Origin of the sequence: Microlunatus sagamiharensis (assembly GCF_900105785.1) — a bacterium.
GTDB lineage: Bacteria > Actinomycetota > Actinomycetes > Propionibacteriales > Propionibacteriaceae > Microlunatus > Microlunatus sagamiharensis.
The window spans coordinates 2,034,475-2,056,448 of record NZ_LT629799.1 but is presented as its reverse complement, the minus strand read 5'-3'; the positions used below and the strand labels follow the sequence as shown (position 1 = coordinate 2,056,448).

Below are 21,974 nucleotides of genomic sequence, written 5' to 3'. Positions count from 1 at the left end.
TGACATCCGTCCGTCCGGCAGGTTGAGTGGTCGCCTGTTGTTGTAAACGTTTACAAAGTCGGGGGACCGCACGATGACGACGTTGATGGAGGTCGCGCGCCGCGCCGGCGTCTCGATCGCGTCGGCGTCGCGCGCGCTGAACGGGGAGTCCGCCAGCCCGCGGACCGTCGAGCTCGTCGAGCGGGCCGCGCGCGAGCTGGCGTACGTGCCGGACGCCCGCGCCCGGGGCCTCAAGCGTGGCTCGACCGGGCAGCTCGCCTTCGGGGTGGCCGACGTCGGCAACCACGTCTACGTCGAGATGATGCGCGCGGTGGAGGCCACCGTGGGCACGGCCGGCTACCGCGTGCTGATCTCCTCGGTCGGGTCCACGGTCGAGACCGAGGTGGCCCTGCTCCGCAGCCTGGCGAGCGGCTACGTGGACGGACTGGTGATCAGCCCGCTGCGGGTCGACGACGAGCTGCTCGCCGAGCTGGCCCAGCTGCGGGTCCCGGTCGTCGTGGTCGGGCTGCTGCCGCACCCCGGGGGCTTCGACAACGTCCGCGCCAACTCGGCCGCCGGGGTCGCGCTCGCCGTGGAGCACCTGCTCGTGACCGGTCGGGAACGCATCGGGTTCGTCAACGGGCCCGAGGACACCACGCCGGGGCGCGTGCGCGGAGAGGCCTTCACCGACGCCTGCCGTCGCTCGGGGATGGACGAGCACCGCGTCGTGGCCGCCGACTTCACCTTCGCCGCCGGCCTCGACGCCGCTCGCGAGCTGCTCGACCGGCCCGGCGCGGGCGGCGCGCCGCTGGACGCGGTCGTGGCCGCCAACGACCTCATCGCCGCCGGCGTCTACCACGCCGCGGCGGAGCGGGGGCTGCGGATCGGCACCGACCTGGCCGTGGTGGGGATGGACGACTCCGCGCTCGCCGCCCAGCTGCTGCCGACGCTCACCAGCGTCGACCTCGGCGCGGCCGACCGTGGCCGGCACGCCGCCGAGCTGCTGCTGGCCCGGCTCCGCGAGCCCGGCCGCCCGGCCCAGGCCGTCGTCGTCGAACCCACCCTCGTCGTCCGCTCGTCGACCGCACCGTCGCAGGAAGCAGGGGACCCGTCGTGACCACCGTGACCCAGACGCCGCCGCCGGTGCCGCTGCCGGTGGCGACCCCGCCGTCGCGCCGCCGCACCTCCCGACGGGTCGTCGCCCGGCGCAAGGAGGTGGCCGCGCTGGTCATCCCCTCGCTGATCCCGATCCTGGTCTTCAGCGTCGCGCCGCTGCTGAACGGCGTCTACCTCGCCTTCACCGACGCCACGCTGTCGCGCAACTCCAGCAACGCGTTCACCGGCTTCGGGCAGTTCGGCAAGCTGCTCGGCGACACGCTGTTCCTGCAGTCGTTCAAGATCGGGATGATCTGGGCGTTCAGCGTGACGCTGCTCCAGCTCGTCGCGGGCCTGGGCCTCGCGCTGCTGCTCAACGCCAACCTGCGGCTACAGGGCGTCACCCGCCTGCTGGCCCTGATCCCGTGGGCGATGCCGCCGGTCGTCGTAGCGATCATGTGGAAGATGCTCTACAACCCCAACTCGGGGCCCCTGAACGGCGTCGTCCGGCTCTTCGACCCCGGCTTCGCGCTCGACTGGCTGGGCAGCTTCGGCACCGCCCTGCCGGCCGCGATCGTCGTCGGGGTCTGGGTGGGGATGCCGCAGACCTCGATCACCCTGCTCGCCGGCCTGCAGCAGATCCCCGACGAGCTGGTCGAGGCCGCCGAGATGGACGGTGCCGGGACCTGGTCGCGCTTCGCGCACGTCACGCTGCCGGCCCTGCGCCCGGTGATCACCTCGATCACGTCGCTCAACTTCATCTGGAACTTCAACTCGTTCGGCCTGGTCTACGTGCTGACCGAGGGCGGGCCGGGAGGCCAGACCATGCTGCCGATGCTCTTCGCCTACAACGAGGCCTTCAAGTACCGCGACATCGCCTACGCCGCCGCCATGGGCAACGTGATGGTGCTGGTCGTGGTGGTGCTGCTGATGTTCTACCTCTGGACCCAGGTCCGAGGGGAGCGCGACTGATGGCGATCGTCCGCACCCGCCCCGTCGCCCGCGGCGCGCAGTACGTCGCGCTCGCCGGCTACATGGTCTTCCTCGGCTTCCCGCTGTTCTACCTGCTGATGGCCTCCCTCAAGTCGACCCAGCAGCTCGCCTCGCTCGACGTCTGGATCTTCCCGCGGACGCTCACCTGGTCGAACTTCTCCGAGGCCCTGGCCAGCCAGGGCATCGTGCGCGCGACGGCCAACACCGCGGTCGTCTCGTTGATCACGACGCTCGTCGTCACGGTCGTGGCCCTGCCGGCCTCGTACGCGATGGCCCGCTTCCGCGGTCGGCTGCGCATGATCGGCACCGGCTACATCCTCGTCAGCCAGGTCTTCCCGGTGATCCTGATCATCATCCCGCTGTTCCTGATCCTGCGGACGATCAACCTCAACGACTCGCTGCTCGGCCTGACGCTCGTCTACGTGACGTTCTGCCTGCCCTTCGCGCTGTGGATGCTGCAGGGCTTCGTCGCGGCGGTGCCGGTCTCGCTCGAGGAGGCCGCGGCGATGGACGGGGCCAGCCGCTTCACGATGCTGCGCACCGTGGTCTTCCCGCTGCTCGTGCCCGGGGTGGTGGCGACGGCCATGTTCACCTTCGTCTCGGCCTGGAACGAGTTCTTCTTCGCCCTCGTGCTGCTGCAGAGCCCGGAGAACTTCACCCTGTCGCGCTCGCTCGCCCTCTTCGTCGGCGCCGAGGGGCAGGTGCGCCTCGGCCCGCTGGCCGCCGGCGCGGTCCTGGCGTCCATCCCCAGCTTCGTGTTCTTCGCGATCCTGCAGCGCCGCCTCACCGGCGGGCTGCTCACCGGCGCCGTCAAGGGCTGAGCCCGACCACCCGCCGTCCCGCTCCACCCGTCCCACCCGCACCGAACGAAAGAAGAACCATGAACCTCCGCCGCATCGCCGCCGCGGGCCTGACCACGGTCCTGTTCGCCTCCCTCGCCGCCTGCGGGGGCGGGGGATCGGGGAGCTCCTCCGACTCCGGCCCCGTCACCCTGAAGTTCCAGTCGCTGGCCTTCCTGCCCGAGACGCAGACGGCCACCAAGAAGATCGTCGACGACTTCAACGCCGCCAACCCGGACGTGAAGGTCGACCTGGTCCAGGGGAGCTGGGACAACGTCCACGACCAGCTGGTCACGCAGTTCGCCGGCGGCACCGCGCCGGACATCATCCACGACGAGTCGGCCGACATGACCGGCTTCGCGCAGGGCGGCTACCTCGCCGACCTGGGCGAGGGGATGGACCCCGCGGTCAAGAGCGCGATCAGCCCCGGCGTGCTGGACGCCGTGACCGTGGACGGCAAGGTCATCGCCGCGCCGACGGTGCTGCAGTCCTACCTCGTCTTCGCCAACAAGAAGCCGCTCGACGACGCGGGCGTGACCGTGCCGAGCGGCCCGACGATGACCTGGGACCAGTTCGCCGCGCTCGCGCAGCAGGTGGAGTCCAAGACGGGCAAGCCCGGCGTCGGGTGGGGGCTCAAGAGCCCGACCGCCACGTTCATGAACCTGGGCCTCGGCTTCGACGGCACCTACTTCGACGGCTCGGGCAAGGACGCCACGATCAAGGTCGGCGACCCCGAGCTCGAGGTGCCGAAGCGCATCGCCGCGATGGCCGCCGACGGCAGCCTCGACAAGGCCACGCTGACCCAGTCCGGCAGCGACGTCCTCCCGGCCTGGTACGCGGGCAAGTTCGCGATGACCGTCCAGGGCTCGTACGCCGCCGGCTCCTTCGGCACCGACGCCCCCCAGGGCTTCGACTGGGTCGCGCTCCCCGCCCTCGCCGGCAGCGCGGGTGCCGCCCAGGCCGCCAACCCGCAGACGCTGTCGGTCTCGGCCGACTCCAAGCACGTGGCCGAGGCGACCAGCTTCGTGAACTTCTACATGAAGGCCGAGAACCTGGCCTCGATCGCCGAGGGCGAGACCCTCTACCCGGCGACGAAGGACGCCCAGCAGGCCGTGATCACCAAGACGGACGGCAAGGACGGCTGGAAGCAGATCGTGGCCTCGGGCGACGCGCTGCAGAAGGCGCCCTTCCAGAGCGTCGACAACTACCCGCAGTGGAAGGACCAGATCGCCACGCCGGCCTTCCAGCAGTTCCTCGCGGGCAAGACCGACGCCGCCGGTCTGCAGAAGGCGCTCACCGACGGCTGGGCCACGGTCAACCGCTGACCCGTCGGCCGGCCCGACCGACCCCCCGCAGCACGCAGCACGCAGCACGGAGCAGAGGAGCAGAGGATGGACACGCCTGAGACGGGCACCCTGGAGGCCCGGGTCTGGGCCGTGCTCGCGGGGGCGGCGGTCGGCGACGCGCTGGGCGGCGCCACCGAGGGCTGGACGCCCGAGCAGATCCAGGCCCGCCACGGCGGCCCCGTCACCGGGATCGTCGGGCCGTACAACGCCGACTGGCGCCACGCCCGCCCGATCGCGCCGTACCACAAGGGCGACGGGCACATCACCGACGACACCTTGATGACGCACGCGCTGGTCCACGTGTACGCGGCCCGGCGCACCCACCTCGACGCGTACGCGATGGCCAGCGACCTGGTCCCGCTGCTGATCGGGGAGCAGGTGTGGATCCCCGAGCTCGAGAGCGAGGCGCTGATCCTCCAGCGGGTCTTCCTCGCCGAGAAGTGGCTCGTCGCCCGGCTCCACTACGGCCACGTCGACCCCCGCGAGGCCGGGGTCGGCAACATCGTCAACTGCGGCGCCGCCATGTACATGGCGCCGGTCGGCGTCGTGAACGCGGCCAACCCGCGCGCCGCGTACGCCGAGGCGATCGACATGGCCGGCGCCCACCAGTCCAGCTACGGCCGGGAGGCGGCGGGCGTGTTCGCGGCGGCGGTGGCGGCGGCCCTCACCCCGGGTGCCACCGTCGAGGACGTGCTGGACGCGGCCCTCGACGTCGCCCACGACGGCACCCGGGCCGCGCTGGTCGCGGTCGCCGAGGCCGCCCGCGGACTCGCGCCCGACGCGGACGACGCGACGGTGCGCGACGCCCTGCGCGCCGCGATCCGGCCCTACGACACGGTCGGCGACGACTACCGCAAGCCGGCGATGGACGCCCGCCTGCCCAGCCGCACCCGGGCGATCGAGGAGCTGCCCGTCGCGCTCGGCTTCTGCCTCGCCGCGGGCGGCGACCTCACCCGGGCCGTGCTCGGTGCGGTGAACTACGGGCGCGACGCCGACTCCATCGCCACCATGGCGGGCGCGGTCTGCGCCGCGCTCGGCGGGCCCGACGCCGTCCCGGCCGCCTGGGTGCACGACGTCGAGGTGGCCAGCCGTCTCGACCTGGGCCCGGTGGCCAAGGCGCTCGCCACGGCGGCGTCGGAGATCATCACGGCCGACCTCGACGAGGCCGAGGCCCACCGGCGACGGGTGGCCGCGCTGTGCGGCTGACCTGGGCCCAGGCCGAGGACCTGCTCCTCCACGAGCTCGTGCAGGCCCGCGCCGAGGGTGTCGACCCGGAGGCGCTCGACGCGGCCGGGCGGCGCTGGCTGGACGCGGGCGGCACCTCGCTCGAGCCCCCGGTGAGCGGGGCGGCCGCCGTCCCCGCTGACCCGGACCTGCGCCGCCTCGCGGGGCGGCTGCTGGACGAGCTCGACGAGCTCCCGCGTCCCGGCGACCCCGCCCACCCGGCGACCCTGGCCGCGGTCGAGGCCGGCTGGGCGGGCGGTCCGGCGGTCCGCGCTCCCGGGGCCGACCTCGCCGACCGCGTCGCCGGGGCCTGGCTCGGCCGCTCCGCCGGCTGCCTGCTCGGCAAGCCGGTGGAGAAGATCCCGCGGGCGGGCATCCGCGCGATCGCCGAGGAGACCGGCAACTGGCCGGTGCGGCGCTACTTCACCGCGGTCGGCCTGAGCGCCGCGACCGCCGCCGCCTGGCCCTGGAACCGCCGCTCGGCACCCACCAGCCTGGTCGAGAACATCGACGGGATGCCCGAGGACGACGACCTCAACTACCCGCTGCTCGACCTCGCCCTGCTCGAGCGGCAGGGGGCGCCGACCACCGAGGACGTGGCGACGGCCTGGCTCGCCGACCTGCCGGCCGGGCGCGTGTTCACCGCCGAGCGCGCCGCCTACCGCAACCTGCTGCTGGCCCTGCCCCTGGACGAGGTACCGGTGCGCCGCAACCCCTTCCGCGAGTGGATCGGCGCGCTCATCCGCGGCGACGTCTTCGGCTGGGCGCGGCCGGGCGACCCGTACGCGGCGGCCCGGCTCGCCTGGCCCGACGCGGTGCTGAGCCACACCCGCAACGGCGTGTACGGCGAGCTCTGGGCGGCCGCGCTCGCCTCGGCGAGCCTGGTCGCCGACGACGTCGAGGAGGTCCTGGAGCGCGCGGCGGCCGTGGTGCCGCCCCGCTCCGCCCTCGCCGACGCGGTGCGCTTCGGTGCCGACCTCGGCCGGCGGGACCTGGGCCTCGACGAGCGCCTGGACGCCCTGCACGCCCGGTACGGCCACCTGCACTGGGTGCACGTCCTCAACAACGCGGCAACGATCGCGTGCGCGCTCGCGGCGTCGGAGGGCGACTTCGTCAGCGGGGTCGGCCTCGCCGTGATGACCGGCTGGGACACCGACTCCACCGGCGCGACCGTCGGCTCGGTGCTCGGCGGGCTGCTCGGGGCCGACCGGCTGCCGGAGGCGTGTACCGCACCCCTGGACGGGCGGATCGCCACGAGCCTGCCCGGCGGGGAGCAGCGGGTCGACGACCTCGTGCGGCGGACCCTCGCCCTGTCCGGGGCCGGCGCATGAGGACCGAGAGCGCCACCTTCGTCGTCGGCGCGCGGGGGATGGACCCGCTGGTCCCGCGTCCCCTCGACCGCCCGACCGTGGTCGACCTCGATGCGCCGGACTGGGCGGCGATGGACGCGGCCAAGATCATCGCGGCGCCGGACGACCCGGCCGACCGGCCGCGCTGGCGGGCGGTGCTCGCCGAGTGGCGTGCCGGGGCCGCCGAGCGCCAGGGCTTCTCGACGGCCGCGTACGACGCGCCCGAGGGCCGCTGGGCGCAGCGCTGCTTCTCCGTCGCCCAGGTCTGGTTGTGGGACGAGCTGCTCTACGACGTCGCGGAGGGCCGCTTCACCCCGGAGCGGTTGCTGGCCGACGCCGACGCCCGCCTCGGTGGCTTCGACGGGGTCGTGCTCTGGCACGCCTACCCGGTCATCGGCATCGACGAGCGCAACCAGTGGGACTTCTACCGCGACGTGCCGGGCCTGCCCGGGCTCGTCGACGCGCTGCACGCGGCCGGTGTCGCCGTGTTCGTCGACTACAACCCGTGGGACACCGGGACGCGCCGCGGCGACGACGACGGCACCGAGCTGACCGCGCTGGTGCGCGAGCTCGGCATCGACGGCGTCTTCCTCGACACCCTCAAGGAGGGCGACCCGGAGCTCGTCGCCGCGCTGGAGGAGGCCCGCCCCGGGATCGCGCTGGAGAGCGAGTCGACGCTCCCGCTGGCCCGGCTCGGGGAGCACCGCCTCTCCTGGGCGCAGTGGTTCGCCGACTCGGCCGTGCCCGGGGTCGTGCGCACCCACGCCGTGGAGCGCCGTCACCTGCAGCACCACGTCCGCCGCTGGAACCGCGACCACGCCGAGGAGCTGACGTCGGCCTTCCTCAACGGGTGCGGGGTCATGGTCTGGGAGGTCGTCTTCGGCGTCTGGGTCGGCTGGAACGCCCGCGACGCGGGCACCCTGCGTCGCGTGCTCGCCGTGCAGCGGGCCTGCTCCGACCTGCTCGTGGCGGGGGAGTGGACCCCGCTCGCCGACCTCCACCCGGCGGCGACGCGGGCCGGCGTCTCGGCCTCGACGTGGTCCGCCGACGGCGTCACCCTGTGGGCGCTCGCGAACCGTGGGCCGACCACCTACGACGGCGTGCTGCTGCCCGAGGGGCACGGCGGCACGGTGGCCCTCGACACGACGGGCGTACCGGCATCCGGGGTCGCCGCCCTCGTCACGCTGACCCCCGGCACCTCCGCACCGGACTGGCTCGCCCCGCTGGCCGACGCGCTGGCCGGCGTGGGCGTCACCGACGACGCGTCCTTCCCCGCCCGGACCTCGACACGGGTCCCGGTCCCGACCAGCGCGGGGCGGGCACCCGCCGGCGCGGTCCCGGTCGCCGCCGGCCGGCACCGGCTGACCGTGCGCTACCGGATGCGCGAGACCGGGCTCTACGACGACGCCCCCTTCGTCGAGGAGTGGAAGCCGCTGCCGCCGCGCCTGCACGACCTGCGCACGCTCGAGCGGGACGTGGTCCTCGACCGCCTCGTCGCCGTCGCCCCGCGCGAGGTCACCCGGGCCGACTTCGACCGCTTCCTCGCGACCTCGGGCTGGCGCCCGCGCACCACGCACCGCCTCCTCGCCGGGCCCGCCGCGCCCGAGGACCCCGTCACCCACGTCGACCTCGCCGACGCCCGTGCGTACGCGGCCTGGGCCGGCGCGCGCCTGCCGACCGAGGACGAGTGGCAGCTGGCCGCCCGCAGCGGTGCGCCCGGCTGGGAGCACGGCGCGGTCTGGAACTGGACCGAGAGCGAGCACAGCGACGGCCGGACGCGCTACGTGCAGCTCAAGGGCGGCAGCGCCTACCTCGCCGAGGGCTCCGAGTGGTACTTCGACGGCGGCCCGCAGCCGCCGGAGGTGACCGCCAAGCTGCTGCTGCCGGGCCTGGGCCTGGCGCGGTCGAGCACGATCGGCTTCCGACTCGCCTGGGACCAGGAGACCTCATGACCGCAGGACCGCTCGCCGGGCTGACGGTGGTCGACGTCGCCACGCTGTTCGCCGGCCCGCTGGCCGCGACCCAGCTCGGCGACTTCGGCGCCGACGTGATCAAGGTCGAGCACCCACGCCGACCCGACGGCGCCCGCGGGCACGGTCCGAGCAAGGACGGCGTCGGGCTCTGGTACGCCACGATCGGGCGCAACAAGGAGAGCATCACGCTCGACCTGTCCGCACCCGCCGGCGCCGAGGTCCTGCGCCGCCTGATCGCCGACGCCGACGTGCTGGTGGAGAACTTCCGTCCCGGCACGCTCGAGCGCTGGGGCCTCGCACCGGAGGACCTGCTCGCGCTGAACCCGGGGCTCGTCGTCGCGCGCGTGACCGCCTTCGGCCAGACCGGCCCGTACGCCCCGCGGCCCGGCTTCGGCTCGCTGGCCGAGGCGATGAGCGGCTTCGCGGCGGTGACCGGCGAGGAGGGCGGTCCGCCCACGCTGCCGCCCTTCGGCCTGGCCGACGGCATCGCCTCGCTGGCCACGGCCTTCGCCGTGCTCGCCGCCCTGCGTGAGCGGGACCGGACCGGGCACGGCCAGGTCGTCGACCTCGCCATCCTCGAGCCGATCCTGTCGATGCTGGGCGGGCAGCTGACGATCTACGACCAGCTGGGGCTGGTGCAGGAGCGCCACGGCAACCGCTCGGTCAACAACGCCCCGCGCAACTGCTACCGCACCGCCGACGACAACTGGGTGGCGGTCTCCACCAGCTCGCAGTCGATCGCGGAGCGGGTGCTGCGCCTGGTCGGGCACCCGGAGCACATCGACGAGCCGTGGTTCGGCACCGGCGCCGGGCGGGCCGCGCACGCCGACGAGCTCGACGCGGCCGTCGGGTCCTGGATCGCGGCCCGCAGCACCGAGGAGGTGCTCACGGCCTTCACCGAGGCGCAGGCCGCGGTCGCCCCGATCTACGACGTGCGCGGGATCGTCGCCGACCCGCAGGTGCAGGCCCGCGGCACCGTCCTCACGGTGCCGGACCCGGTGCTCGGCCCGGTGCAGATGCAGAACGTGCTCTTCCGGCTCTCGGAGACCCCGGGCTCCGTCCGCTGGACGGCCCGCCCCCACGGCGCGGACACCGACGCGGTGCTCGCCCGCCACGGGTACGGGCCCGACGAGGTGGCCGCGCTGCGCGAGCAGGGCGTGCTCTGATGGGCGCGCCGGGCGTCCTCGTCGCGCTCTACGTGCCCGGCGACCGGCCGGAACGCTTCGCCAAGGCCTTCGCCGCGGGCGCCGACCAGGTCATCCTCGACCTCGAGGACGCGGTCACGCCCGCGTACAAGCAGCGTGCGCGGCAGGCGGTCGCCGACCTGCTGGCCGGTCCGGTGCCCGGACGGGTCGCCGTCCGGCCGAACGGCGCCGGGACGCCGTGGCACGAGGAGGACCTGGCGATGCTCGCCGCAGCCGCCTCCCGGCCCGCGCTGCGCCTGCCCAAGGTCGAGGGACCCGGCGACGTCGAGCGGGTGCTGGAGCGGCTGGGGTCGGCGCCGGCGGAGCTGGTCTGCCTGCTGGAGTCCGCGCTCGGCGTCGAGCAGGCGTACGCGGTCGCCTCCCACCCGGCCGTCACCGGCCTGGCGCTCGGCGAGGCCGACCTCCGGGCCGAGCTCGGGGTGACCGCGGAGGCCGGCCTGGACTGGCTGCGGGTGCGGAGCGTCGTCGCGTCGCGCGCCGCCGGGCTGCCCGCGCCCGCCATGGCGGTGCACCCCCGCCTGGACGACGACGAGGGCCTGCGCGCCTCCTGCCGGCACGGCGCGTCGCTCGGGCTGCGCGGCCGCGCCGCCATCCACCCCCGGCAGGTGCCGGTGATCCGTGACGCGTTCACCCCGACGCCGGCCGAGCAGGCCGACGCCAGCGCGGTGCTCGAGGCGCTCTCGGGGACCTCCGGCGCGGTCCGGCTGCCCGACGGGCGGATGGTCGACGAGGCCATGGCCGCGGAAGCCCGCGCGGTGCTGGCCCTCGCTGGCGGCTAGAGCGGCAGCCAGTCGAGGACGTCGACGATGCGGGCGTCCCAGTAGGCCCAGTCGTGCTCGCCCGGGCCCTCCAGGAGGTCGACGGGGAGGCCGGCGGTCCCGCAGGCCGCGGCGAAGCGCCGGTTGTCCTCCAGCAGCCCGTCCTCCGTGCCGCACCACGCGCGCATCGTGGGCAGTCCCGCCGCGCCGGCGCCCGCGACGAGGTGCAGCAGGTCGTCGTCGGTCCCGGCGACCGTCGCGTCGCCGAACAGCCGCTCGGTCATCCGCGGGTCCTCCGGGCGCTCGCGGCGGGTCGTGCGCCCCGCCACGTCCAGCGCCCCGGACAGGCTGGCCGCCGCAGCGAACCGCCACGGCTCGCGCAGCGCCCACTTGAACGCCCCGTAGCCGCCCATCGACAGCCCGGCCACGAAGGTGTCCTCCCGCCGCGCGGAGACGCGGAAGAAGGCGTGGACCAGGGCGGGCAGCTCCTCGGACAGGAAGGTCCAGAAGCGGCCGCCGTACACCTCGTCGGTGTAGTAGCTGCGGTGCACCTGCGGCATGACGACGGCCAGGCCGAGCGGGGCGACGTAGCGCTCGAGCGAGGTGCGCCGCACCCACGTCGTGGCGTCGTCGCTCATGCCGTGCAGCAGGTAGAGCACCGGCGGCGGCTCCTCGCCCGACGCACCGGCCAGCCCGACCTGGGAGGTCGTGCGCTGCGGGAGGATCACCGACATCGAGGTGCTGAGGCTGAGCGCCTCGGAGAAGAAGTCGCATCGGAGCAGGGCCACGCCCCGATCTTGATCCCCGGCCGGGGCCGGGCGGTCAGAGGGTCGCGACGAGCTCGTCGAGCATCGCGTCGAGCGCGCCGAGACCGACCGACAGGTGCCCCTCGCCCTCGAGCAGGTGCGCCGACACCCGCGGCAGGTGCGCGGCCAGCCAGCGGCCGTGCGCGAAGGGGACCATGAGGTCGTCCGCGCCCTGCCAGAGCGAGACGGGCACGGCGACGTCCTCGGGCGCGAAGCCCCAGCCGCGGACGAAGGCGAGGTCGTCGTCGAGCCAGCCGTCGACGCCGGTCCGCAGCGCCTCGCGCATCCCGGCGGCCATGTCCTCGCCGTACTCGTCGGTCAGCGCCGCCACGTCGACCGCGGGCAGGAGCGAGGACAGCCCGGCGACGACGCCCGCGGGGTCGGCGTCGCGGAGCCCGCCGGCCTCCGCCTCGAGGTAGGGGCGCAGGCCCTCCTCGCCGGCCACCGCGAGGGAGAACTCCTCGACGTTCTGCTCACCCATGCCGGCCAGCAGGTCGAGCCCCTCGGCGTCCCACGGGGCGACGCCCGCGATGCACAGCACGCCGGCGACCCGGTCCGGCAGCCGGACGGCGCCGGCCAGCGCGTGCGGGCCGCCGCCCGACCAGCCCGCGACGACGCAGCGCTCCGCGCGCAGGTGGTCGAGCACCGCCGTGACGTCGTCGGCGTCGTCGACGACCCGCCGCCCGGGGCGCCGCGTCGAGGAGCCGTAGCCGGGGCGGGACCAGGTCACGAGGCGCAGCCCGCGCGCCGTCGCGGCCCGCTGCATCGCCCGGACCGGCACCGCCGAACCCGGTGTCCCGTGGTGGAAGAGCAGCGGGACGCCGTCGGCCGGGCCATCGAGCGCCACGTCGAGGGACCGTCCGTCAGGCGTACGCAGCGTGGTCACCACCACATCGTGCCCGGCGCGGAGATCGCGCGGAGGGCGGGCGGGCTGGAGCGGCTGGCCTACGATGGACGGGCGCCGGGGCGGACCTGCCAGGCGCTACGACCTGCACGACCTAGTAGGGAGCCTGAGATCTCGTGGCGTTGATGGACAGGCTGCTCCGTTTCGGCGAGGGCAAGATCCTCAAGCAGCTCAAGGGGATGGCCAACCAGGTCAACTCCATCGAGGAGGACTTCGTCGCGATGAGCGACGACGAGCTCCAGGGCCAGACCGCCGACTTCAAGCAGCGTCACGCGAACGGCGAGACGCTGGAGTCGCTGCTGCCGGAGGCCTTCGCCACGGTGCGCGAGGCCAGCAACCGCGTCCTCGGCAAGCGGCACTTCGACGTCCAGATCATGGGCGGCGCGGCGCTGCACCTCGGCAACATCGCCGAGATGAAGACCGGTGAGGGCAAGACCCTGGTCGCGACCCTGCCGAGCTACCTGAACGCGATCACCGGCCGCGGCGTGCACGTCGTGACCGTGAACGACTACCTGGCCCGCTACCAGTCGGAGCAGATGGGCCGCATCCACCACTTCCTCGGCATGGAGGTCGGCGCGATCCTGTCGCAGATGACCCCGGCCGAGCGCCGCGAGGCCTACGACGCCGACATCACCTACGGCACCAACAACGAGTTCGGCTTCGACTACCTGCGCGACAACATGGCGCTGAGCCTGGCCGACTGCGTGCAGCGCGAGCACCACTTCGCGATCGTGGACGAGGTCGACTCGATCCTCATCGACGAGGCGCGCACGCCGCTGATCATCTCCGGCCCGGCCGAGGACAGCCAGCGCTGGTACCCGACCTTCGCCACCATGGTCAACCGGCTGAAGAAGGACGTCCACTACGAGGTCGACGAGAAGAAGCGCACCGTCTCGATCCTCGAGGCCGGCATCGACCAGGTCGAGGACCGCCTGGGCATCGACAACCTCTACGAGTCGGCGAACACGCCCCTGATCTCGTACCTCAACAACGCGATCAAGGCCAAGGAGCTCTTCAAGCTCGACCGCGACTACGTCAACCTCGACGGCGAGATCCTCATCGTCGACGAGCACACCGGTCGCACCCTGGTCGGGCGTCGCTACAACGAGGGCCTGCACCAGGCGATCGAGGCCAAGGAGAAGGTGCAGATCCGCGAGGAGTACCAGACCCTCGCCACGATCACGCTGCAGAACTTCTTCCGCATGTACGAGAAGCTCTCGGGCATGACCGGCACGGCCCTCACCGAGGCCGCCGAGTTCCAGAAGATCTACGGCCTGGGCGTCGTGCCGATCCCGACGAACAAGCCGATGGTGCGCGCCGACCAGCGCGACCTGATCTACCGCACCGAGGTGGCCAAGTTCGAGGCCATCGTGGCCGACGTGGCCGAGCGCCACGAGAAGGGCCAGCCGGTCCTCATCGGCACCGCGTCGGTCGCCAAGTCCGAGGTGCTGTCCCAGCTGCTGAAGAAGTCGGGCGTCGAGCACGAGGTCCTGAACGCCAAGCAGCACGAGCGCGAGGCCTCGATCATCGCGCTGGCCGGGCAGAAGGGCGCGGTCACCGTCGCCACCAACATGGCCGGCCGCGGCACCGACATCATCCTCGGCGGCAACGCCGAGTTCCTCGCCGACTACTCGCTGCGCGCCGAGGGGATCGACCCCGTCGACCACGCCGAGGAGTACGAGGAGCGCTACCCGAAGGTCCTGGAGTCGCTCGAGGAGCAGGTGAAGGGCGAGCACGAGGAGGTCGTCGAGGCCGGCGGGCTCTACGTGGTCGGCTCCGAGCGTCACGAGTCGCGGCGCATCGACAACCAGCTGCGCGGTCGTTCCGGCCGTCAGGGCGACCCGGGCGAGAGCCGCTTCTACCTCTCCCTCGGCGACGACCTGATGCGGCTGTTCAAGTCCGACATCGTCGAGTGGGTGCTGCAGGCGCTGAACATCCCCGACGACCAGCCCATCGAGAACAAGCGCGTCAGCGGCTCGATCGCCAGCGCGCAGGGCCAGGTCGAGGCGCAGAACTTCGAGACCCGCAAGAACATCCTCAAGTACGACGACGTGATGAACCGCCAGCGTCACGCCGTCTACAGCGACCGCCGCAAGGTGCTCGAGGGCGCCGACGTCTCCGACCGGCTGCGGAACACGGTGGACACCGTGGTCGAGCAGTACGTCGTCGGGGCCACGGCCGGCTTCGCCGAGGACTGGGACCTCGAGCAGCTGTGGACGAACATGAACACGCTCTACCCGGTCGGGCTGGACCGCGCCACGTACGAGGAGGCCGACGACCTCGACCAGGCGACGCTGATCGCCGACTTCAAGGCCGACGCCGAGCGCGCGTACGACGCCCGCGAGGCCGAGCTGACCCCCGAGGTCATGCGCGAGGTCGAGCGCCGCGTGCTGCTGACGGTCCTCGACCGCAAGTGGCGCGAGCACCTCTACGAGATGGACTACCTCCGCGAGGGCATCGGGCTGCGCGCCATGGCGCAGCGCGACCCGCTGGTCGAGTACCAGCGCGAGGGCGGCGACATGTTCAACGCCATGATGGAGGCCTTCATGGAGGAGGTCGTCGGCTTCGTCTTCCACCTGGACGTCCAGGTCGACCCCGTGGCGCCTCCCGCCGCCCAGGTCGGCGTCGTCGCCGGTGCGGACGGGCGGGCCGTCCAGATCGGCTCCCGCGCCAACGGCTCAGACGACTCGAACGGCCACCGCCACCTCACCGAGACCGGTCCCGACCCCGACGGGCCGGGGGTCGAGGTCACCGAGGTCGAGGAGGAGCTCGTCGACGAGGGCGCCGAGCCCGAGGCCGAGCTGGAGACCGCGGGGGCGCGTCCGCAGATCCGCGCCAAGGGCCTCGAGCCCCAGGCACGCCGGCGGATGACCTACTCCGCGCCGGACGAGTCGGGCGAGGCCTCGGCCACCAGCGCCACGAACGGCTCCAACGGGGCGACGCCCAAGTCCGACGATCCGTACGCCGGCGTGGGGCGCAACTCCCCGTGCCCGTGCGGCTCGGGCAAGAAGTTCAAGATGTGCCACGGGCGGTCCTGACGCCCTGACCCCGCGCGGCCGCCCACCGGCGTGCCGCGGCCGCTGCTCAGGTCGGTGTGGTGACCTGCAGCGGTGAGAGCTCCCGCTGCTGCTGACCGGCGGCCCCGCCGCGCCCTCCTGGCCGGCGGGGCCGCCGTCGGCGTCCTCGTGCTCGTCGCCGCGGCGGGGCCGGCGCCGGGGGCCTCGGCGACCGCGATCGCCCCGAGGTCGTCCGCGCCCGTGGGCGTCACCGCCGACGCCGCGGTCGCGGCCCTGGACCCGGCGAGCCAGGCCGTCCTGCTGGCGCCGCTGCGCGCGGCCGCGGCCGCGCTCGACCACGCGGGTCGGCTCCTGATGCCGGACGCGTACGCCGGGGTCGCGCTGGACGCGGCCGCAGGGCGTACGCAGCTCTACCTCACCGACCCGGCCCTCGCGCCCGGACTGGTCGCGGCGGCCCGCCGCACCGACCCGACGCTGGTCGGGGACCGGGTCACCGTGCTCCGCGCCGCGTACCCGCTGACGCGGCTCGACGCGGTCAGCCGTGCGGTCATGACCGTCTCCGACGTGAAGGCCGCCGACGCCCCGTACGCGGCCTATCCCGCACCCGACGCGAGCGGGGTGGTCGTCGAGGTGGCCGATCCCACCGATCCCACTGAGCTCGCCGCGGCCCGACGGGCCGACGCCCGGGCCGGCGGCGTGCCGCTCGAGCCCCTGGCCGGCCGTCCGCGGCAGCCGCACGGGTGGGACGCGGTCAAGTGGCACGACCACGCGCCGTTCATCGGCGGCGACGTCCTCACCACGGACGGCCACCGCTACTGCACCGCGGGGCTCCCGGCCGTCCGGAGGTCGGACGGCCGCGCGGTGATGGTGACCGCCGCGCACTGCTTCACGACGGGCCAGCGGGTACGGACCGGCGGCGGGGCGACCTGGGACTACGGCAACGGCCGCACCGGGGACCGGGTCGGCACGGTCATGCAGCGCCACCGCGGCTGGGACGCGGAGACGGTGGTGGGGGCGGACGTCGACGGCGACGTGAGCGACACCTCCGGGTGGAGGGCGCTGACCGGCGTCGGCTACTCCTACCGCGGCGACTACGTCTGCCACGCCGGGGCGCGCTCGGCGTCCAAGGGCCACCCGACGCCGTGCGGGATCAAGGTGACCGTCGACGACCTCTGGTTCCGCGAGGCGGGGCACACGGTGCGCGGGGTCGAGGGTGTCGACGTGCACGGCTGGGGCTCGGTCGGCGGCGACAGCGGCGGGACCGTGTTCGCCGTCGAGCCCCACGGCAAGCGGCAGCTGCGCGGGCTGGTCTCGAGCGGCGGCGCCGACGGGACGGCCGACCAGCGTCGGGTCGACTGGCCCGAGGCTGTCGACATCTTCCGCGCCTTCGACCTGCGGCTCGACCCGCAGACCTGACACGCCGGGCGGGTGTTGTCTCCTCCAGAGGGGGTGTCGACCGTCGCCCCAGCGGTCTTCCGCCGAGCGGGCCGGCGTCGGAGGGTGTCGGCGTGAGCACCTCCGCCGTCGTCCGGGTCCTGCCGCCGAGCCGCCCCGTCGCCCGCACGTGGGTCGCCGCCACTGCCCGCCGCGCGGTGCCGGAGGCCGACCACGACGCGTCCCGCCGGCCCGAGCCGGGCCGCGTGGAGGCGGTCGGGCGGGGCTGGGCGGCGCGGGTGGACGACGACCTCCCCGACGCCGCCCGGTGGTCGGCCTGGTTCGCGGTCGCGGTGGGCGAGGCCGTGCTCGGGCGCCGGCCCGCGACCCAGCTCGCCGGGTGGACGACGCCGGAGGTCCTGGCCGGGCTCGCCCGGCGTCAGCGGCTGCGTACGGCCGGGGTCGCCGTCCCGCGCACCGTGCTGCTCTCCGGCCGGGTCCAGCACCCGGCGTCGCGGGTGGCCGAGGCCAGCGCGGTCCTGCGGGCCGGAACGCGCCTGCTCGTCCTGGCCCTGCGGTTCGAGGGCGGTGACGACCGGTGGGTCTGCACCGCCCTCGACGCCGGGTTCACCCCCGAGCGCCGACGGGCGCCCGTGGGGGCTACGCGCGGCGCGAGCGCAGCAGGGTGAAGGAGCAGTCGCGGCTGACGAGCGTGCTGACCGGCGCCTCCACCAACTGGTCGAGGTCGCTGCTCACGACGAGCTCCCACTCGGCCGACGGTGCCTTCGGCACGCTGAACTCGACCCCGTTCTCGGAGGCGTTGAGCAGCAGGGCGAAGGTGTCGCGGTCGCGGTGGGCGAGGACGAACATGATGCTCCGTGCGGCCGGGTCGTCCCAGTCGCTGTCGCTGAACGGCTTGCCGTCGGAGCGCAGCAGGTCGACCGTCGAGGTGGAGGTGTCCTCGGGGTCGGCGGTCGCCGCGGCGCGGTACCAGTCGGGGCGCAGCGCCGGCTCGGCCCGACGCAGGGCGATGAGCTCGCGGGTGAAGTGGAGGAGGGAGGTGTCGGCGGCCGCCCAGTCGTACCAGGAGATCTCGTTGTCCTGGCAGTAGGCGTTGTTGTTTCCGCCCTGCGTGCGCGCCATCTCGTCGCCGCCCAGGATCATCGGCACGCCGGCCGACAGCAGGAGGGTCGCGAGCAGGTTGCGTCGCATCCGGTCGCGGCGCTCGTTGACCGCCACGTCGTCGGTCGGGCCTTCGGCGCCGGAGTTGGTCGAGCGGTTGTCGCTCTCCCCGTCGTTGTTGTCCTCGCCGTTGGCTGCGTTGTGCTTGCGCGAGTACGCGGTCAGGTCGGCGAGGGTGAAGCCGTCGTGGGCGGTCACGAAGTTGACGCTGCACAGCGGCGAGCGCCGGCTGGCCTCGTAGACGTCAGGGCTGCCGAGCACGCGCTGGGCGACGCCGCCGATGCGGCTGTCCGCGCCGCCCCAGAAGTCGCGGATGTCGTCGCGGAACTTGCCGTTCCACTCCGACCAGTCGGCCGGGAAGCCGCCGACCTGGTAGCCCTGCGTGTCCCACGGCTCGGCGATCATCTTGATCGGCGCGAGCACCGGGTCCTGGTGGATCAGGGTGAGGAAGGCGCTGTGCACCTCGGCGTCGCCGTCCTGGCGCGTGAGGGTCGTCGCGAGGTCGAAGCGGAAGCCGTCGACGTGCATCTCGGTCACCCAGTAGCGCAGGGAGTCCATGATCATGCCGAGCGCGGCCGGGTGGCCGACGTTCAGGCTGTTGCCGGTGCCGGTGGTGTCGAAGTACGAGGAGCGGTCCTCGTCGACGAGGCGGTAGTACGACCCGTTGTCGATGCCCTTGAAGGAGATCGTCGGGCCGAGGTGGTTGCCCTCGGCGGTGTGGTTGTAGACGACGTCGAGGATGACCTCGAGGCCGGCCGCGTGCAGGGCCTTCACCATCTGCTTGAACTCGACGACCTGCGAGCCGTCGTCGCCGGCCGCGCTGTAGCCGGCGTTCGGGGCGAAGAAGCCGTAGGTGTTGTAGCCCCAGTAGTTGCGCAGGTCCTTCTCGAGCAGGTGGGAGTCCTGCGCGAACTGCTGCACCGGGATGAGCTCGACCGCGGTCACCCCGAGGTCGACGAGGTGGGCGATCGCCGCGGGGTGCGCGAGGCCCGCGTACGTGCCGCGGATCTCCTCGGGCACGTCGGGGTGGGTCTGGGTGAAGCCCTTGACGTGGGTCTCGTAGACGACGGTCTCGTCCAGCGGGACCAGCGGGGGAGCGTCGTCGCCCCAGTCGAAGGAGCGCTCGGTGACCACGCAGCGCGGGACGAAGGGCGCGGAGTCGCTGGGGTTCAGCTCCTCGGGGGCGTTGAAGCGGTGGGAGAAGACGGCCTCGTCCCAGCGGAACTCGCCCTCGATCGCCGTCGCGTACGGGTCGAGCAGCAGCTTGTGGGCGTTGTGGCGCAGCCCGTTGGCCGGGTCCCAGGCGCCGTCGACGCGCAGGCCGTAGCGGGTGCCGACGCCGTGGCCCTCGACGCGGCCGTGGAAGACGTGGCCGGTGCGCTCCTGGAGCCGGTGGGCGGTCTCCTGGCCACGGTCGTCGAAGACGCAGAGGTCGACGCTGTCGGCGGTCTCGGAGTAGACGGCGACCTCGAGGGCGTCGCCGACGACCCGGACGCCGAGGGGATAGGGCTTCGTGCGGTGCTCCGCGGTGACGATCACGCGGGGAGTATGTCGCGGGCACCTGAACCCGTCCGGGGACGGTCTCACGCGGGCGGCAGCGTCACCCCGAAGCCCCGCAGGGCCAGCCGCAGCAGCACCGGACCGGGACGGAGGAACTCCGCGATCTTGGCCGAGGTGAGCACGTCGAGCTCGGCGACCCGCGCGTCGTACGCCGCCGGGCCCTCGACGCGGGCCTGCTGCAGGACCGCCGTGCTGCGCCAGACCTTCTCCCGGGACTCGCGCAGGAAGCGGCGCGAGGCCCACCGGTTCGCCGGGGCGAGGAGCCGGTCGACGACGCGGGTCTTCCAGCCCAGGTCGGCGTCCTCGGCCCGAACGCGGGCGAAGAGCACCTCGTCGATGCGCTGGTGGTCCCGGTCGCGGCGGGCGAGGAGGTCGGGGTCGGCGAAGTCGGCGTCGCTGACCACCGCGGCCACGGACTGCGGCAGGTCGAAGTTGATGTGGGCGTTCATGGCCAGCAGCAGGTGGCCCAGCGGGTGCATCGCCGGGTCCGCGGCGAAGGCGAGGCGCCAGGGCCGGGGCACCGGCTCCCCGCGTAGGTCGGCGTCGTGCGCGGCCAGGAACAGCTCGGCGAACACCTCGTCCCAGGTGCTGACCCAGGCCGGGTCCTCGAACACGCCGGCCGCGACCGCGTCGGCCACGGCGACGGTGACCCGGGCGTACACGCCGAGGAAGGTGTCGCGGTGCGCGAGCCCGGCCGGCAGCGCTTCCTGCCGCGCCCGCAGGGCCGCCGCGACCGCACGAACCCCGGCGGGGTCGCCCGGCGTGCCCCGCACGGCACGGGCCGGGCTCACGGGACTGCCCGGAACCGGATGCGCCCGCCGACCGGCACCTGGCCGACGCGGTCGAGGTGGTGGCGGGCGACGCAGGCGACGACGGGGTAGCCGCCGGTGACCGGGTGGTCGGCGGTGAAGACGACCGGGCGGCCGTTCGGCGGCACCTGCACCGAGCCCGGCACCGTGCCCTCGCTGGGCAGCTCGTCGGTGCGCGCCCGCTCCAGCGGCCGTCCGCCGTCGAGCCGCAGCCCGACCCGGTTGGAGCGCGGGGTCACGGTCCAATCGTCGGCGAGGAAGGCCGCGACCGCCTCGGCGGTGAACCAGTCGTCGCGCGGGCCGAGCAGCACGTCGACGACCACGACCTCGCCCGGCGCCGGCAGCGGCGGTCCCGGCTCCGGCGCCCCGGCCACCGAGGCGGCGTACGCGTCGGCGAGCGCGACGACCGTCCCGGCACGCAGCGGCGGCGGCCCCACCCCCGAGAGCACGTCGCCCGAGAGGCTGCCGAGCACCCCGTCGCCGGCCACGCCGCCGCGGACGGCGAGGTAGGTGAGCATCCCCCGCGCGGGCGTGCCGAGCTGCAGCTCGTCGCCGTCGTCGAGGGCGAAGGGCAGGTCGTGCGCCGGCTCGTCCTCGCCGGCGGCCGTGAGCCGCGTGAGCGGCGCGGGGGCCCCGGTGACCGCGACGACCAGGTCGCCGCGGGCCCGCACCTGCAGGCCGCCGCCGGCGACCTCGAGCCCGGCGGCGCCGGCGGGGTTGCCCACCAGGCGGTCGGCCCGCAGCAGCGCGCCGCGGTCGACGGCGCCGGAGCGGGCCACGCCCTGGGTGGCGCGGTCGGGCCGGCCGAGGTCGACGACCACGGACAGGGCGCCGGGCGCGAGCACCTCCAGCGCCCGGGTCGCCACCACGCCGGCGGTGTCCGGTCGTGCGGCGGACCCGGACGCCACGAGCGCGTCGACCCCGGCGTCGACGAAGCGCACCCGCGTGCCCGGCGCGAGCAGCGCGGGCTCGTCGCGCCGGAGGTCCCACATCGTCAGCCCCGTGCGCCCGACCAGCTGCCAGCCGCCCGGGCTGGCGCGCGGGTAGACCCCGCTGAAGGGACCCGCCAGCCCGACCGAGCCCGCGGGGATGCTGGTCCGCGGCTCGCTGCGGCGGGGGACGTCGAGCGCGGGGTCGCCGCCGGCGAGGTAGGCGAAGCCCGGCGCGAAGCCGGTGAAGGCGACGGTCCACGGGCTCGCGGTGTGGCGGCGCACGACCTCGGCCGGCGCCAGCCCGACCAGGCGCGCCACCTCCTCGAGGTCGGCCCCGTCGTAGCAGACCGGGACCTCCACCAGCGGGCCCTCGGCGGCGGACGTGCCGCGCGGCCGCCGGCCGGCGAGGTCCTCGGCCAGCTCCCCGACGGTGGTGAGGGCGGGGTCGAAGCGCACCAGCACCGTGCGGGCCGCGGGGACGAGCTCACGCACGCCGGCCGGCGGGTCCTCCCGCAGGGCGGCGAAGAGCGCGAGCGCCTCGTCGAGGTCGGCGACCTCGACCAGCAGCCCGTCCGACCCGGCCCGCAGGACCCGGACGGGTGCCTCCGCCTCGGTGGCCACGGTCGTGC

At 74.3% G+C, this 21,974-nt stretch carries 17 protein-coding genes; 12 read left to right on the top strand and 5 right to left on the bottom strand.

Going from position 1 to position 21,974, the window contains the following annotated elements; genetic code table 11:
• Positions 1 to 73: 73 nt before the first annotated feature.
• From BLU42_RS09335 to BLU42_RS09295, 9 genes are all read left to right on the top strand, one after another.
• Positions 74 to 1,096 (top strand): LacI family DNA-binding transcriptional regulator, encoded by a 1,023-nt coding sequence (locus BLU42_RS09335; protein ID WP_091074200.1) that lies wholly within the window; start codon positions 74 to 76, stop codon positions 1,094 to 1,096.
• Complete coding sequence (locus BLU42_RS09330) at positions 1,093 to 2,046, top strand: carbohydrate ABC transporter permease (protein WP_231918530.1); 954 nt, start codon at positions 1,093 to 1,095, stop codon at positions 2,044 to 2,046. Before BLU42_RS09335 ends, BLU42_RS09330 begins: the two co-directional genes overlap by 4 nt.
• Complete coding sequence (locus BLU42_RS09325) at positions 2,046 to 2,888, top strand: carbohydrate ABC transporter permease (protein WP_091074199.1); 843 nt, start codon at positions 2,046 to 2,048, stop codon at positions 2,886 to 2,888. Before BLU42_RS09330 ends, BLU42_RS09325 begins: the two co-directional genes overlap by 1 nt.
• Before the next feature lie 59 nt (positions 2,889 to 2,947).
• Positions 2,948 to 4,231, top strand: coding sequence for an ABC transporter substrate-binding protein (locus BLU42_RS09320; RefSeq protein ID WP_091074198.1), 1,284 nt, complete (start codon positions 2,948 to 2,950; stop codon positions 4,229 to 4,231).
• A gap of 66 nt (positions 4,232 to 4,297) precedes the next feature.
• A complete protein-coding gene (locus BLU42_RS09315) occupies positions 4,298 to 5,458 on the top strand; it encodes an ADP-ribosylglycohydrolase family protein (RefSeq protein WP_091074197.1) in 1,161 nt (386 codons plus the stop codon).
• The gene (locus BLU42_RS09310) at positions 5,449 to 6,807 is read left to right on the top strand and encodes an ADP-ribosylglycohydrolase family protein (protein WP_091074196.1); all 1,359 of its coding nucleotides are present in this window, start codon (positions 5,449 to 5,451) and stop codon (positions 6,805 to 6,807) included. The genes BLU42_RS09315 and BLU42_RS09310 overlap by 10 nt, the downstream gene beginning before the upstream one ends.
• The gene (locus tag BLU42_RS09305; protein ID WP_231918529.1) at positions 6,804 to 8,777 is read left to right on the top strand and encodes an SUMF1/EgtB/PvdO family nonheme iron enzyme; all 1,974 of its coding nucleotides are present in this window, start codon (positions 6,804 to 6,806) and stop codon (positions 8,775 to 8,777) included. Before BLU42_RS09310 ends, BLU42_RS09305 begins: the two co-directional genes overlap by 4 nt.
• Positions 8,774 to 9,964 carry a CaiB/BaiF CoA transferase family protein gene (locus BLU42_RS09300; protein ID WP_091074195.1) on the top strand — a complete coding sequence of 397 codons (1,191 nt, stop codon included), beginning with the start codon at positions 8,774 to 8,776 and terminating at the stop codon, positions 9,962 to 9,964. The genes BLU42_RS09305 and BLU42_RS09300 overlap by 4 nt, the downstream gene beginning before the upstream one ends.
• On the top strand, positions 9,964 to 10,782 hold the full coding sequence (locus tag BLU42_RS09295; protein ID WP_091074194.1) for an HpcH/HpaI aldolase/citrate lyase family protein: 819 nt from the start codon (positions 9,964 to 9,966) through the stop codon (positions 10,780 to 10,782). Before BLU42_RS09300 ends, BLU42_RS09295 begins: the two co-directional genes overlap by 1 nt.
• On the opposite strand, the gene BLU42_RS09290 is transcribed toward BLU42_RS09295, so the two are convergent.
• Positions 10,779 to 11,549, bottom strand: coding sequence for an alpha/beta hydrolase (locus BLU42_RS09290; protein WP_091074193.1), 771 nt, complete (start codon positions 11,547 to 11,549; stop codon positions 10,779 to 10,781). The two genes, BLU42_RS09295 and BLU42_RS09290, sit on opposite strands and share 4 nt — an antisense overlap.
• 34 nt (positions 11,550 to 11,583) lie before the next feature.
• Positions 11,584 to 12,453, bottom strand: a complete 870-nt coding sequence (locus BLU42_RS09285) for an alpha/beta fold hydrolase (protein WP_091074192.1) — start codon at positions 12,451 to 12,453, stop codon at positions 11,584 to 11,586.
• Positions 12,454 to 12,587: 134 nt separating this feature from the next.
• Between BLU42_RS09285 and secA the strand changes: the two genes are divergently transcribed.
• From secA to BLU42_RS09270, 3 genes are all read left to right on the top strand, one after another.
• Positions 12,588 to 15,509, top strand: a complete 2,922-nt coding sequence (gene secA / locus BLU42_RS09280; protein ID WP_197680690.1) for a preprotein translocase subunit SecA — start codon at positions 12,588 to 12,590, stop codon at positions 15,507 to 15,509.
• Positions 15,510 to 15,581: 72 nt separating this feature from the next.
• Positions 15,582 to 16,904 (top strand): chymotrypsin family serine protease, encoded by a 1,323-nt coding sequence (locus BLU42_RS09275; protein ID WP_157719901.1) that lies wholly within the window; start codon positions 15,582 to 15,584, stop codon positions 16,902 to 16,904.
• 92 nt (positions 16,905 to 16,996) lie between these two features.
• Entirely contained in the window at positions 16,997 to 17,551 is a 555-nt protein-coding gene (locus BLU42_RS09270; protein ID WP_091074189.1) for an Rv3235 family protein, read from the top strand.
• Here the strand turns inward: BLU42_RS09270 and glgX are convergent.
• From glgX to BLU42_RS21375, 3 genes are read right to left on the bottom strand one after another with little or no spacing between them, the layout of a single operon-like run.
• Positions 17,523 to 19,583, bottom strand: a complete 2,061-nt coding sequence (gene glgX / locus BLU42_RS09265; RefSeq protein ID WP_231918528.1) for a glycogen debranching protein GlgX — start codon at positions 19,581 to 19,583, stop codon at positions 17,523 to 17,525. The two genes, BLU42_RS09270 and glgX, sit on opposite strands and share 29 nt — an antisense overlap.
• Before the next feature lie 44 nt (positions 19,584 to 19,627).
• The gene (locus BLU42_RS09260; RefSeq protein WP_197680689.1) at positions 19,628 to 20,395 is read right to left on the bottom strand and encodes a DUF5995 family protein; all 768 of its coding nucleotides are present in this window, start codon (positions 20,393 to 20,395) and stop codon (positions 19,628 to 19,630) included.
• Complete coding sequence (locus BLU42_RS21375; RefSeq protein WP_231918527.1) at positions 20,392 to 21,966, bottom strand: 5-oxoprolinase subunit B/C family protein; 1,575 nt, start codon at positions 21,964 to 21,966, stop codon at positions 20,392 to 20,394. The genes BLU42_RS09260 and BLU42_RS21375 overlap by 4 nt, the downstream gene beginning before the upstream one ends.
• Between the last annotated feature and the right edge of the window lie 8 nt (positions 21,967 to 21,974).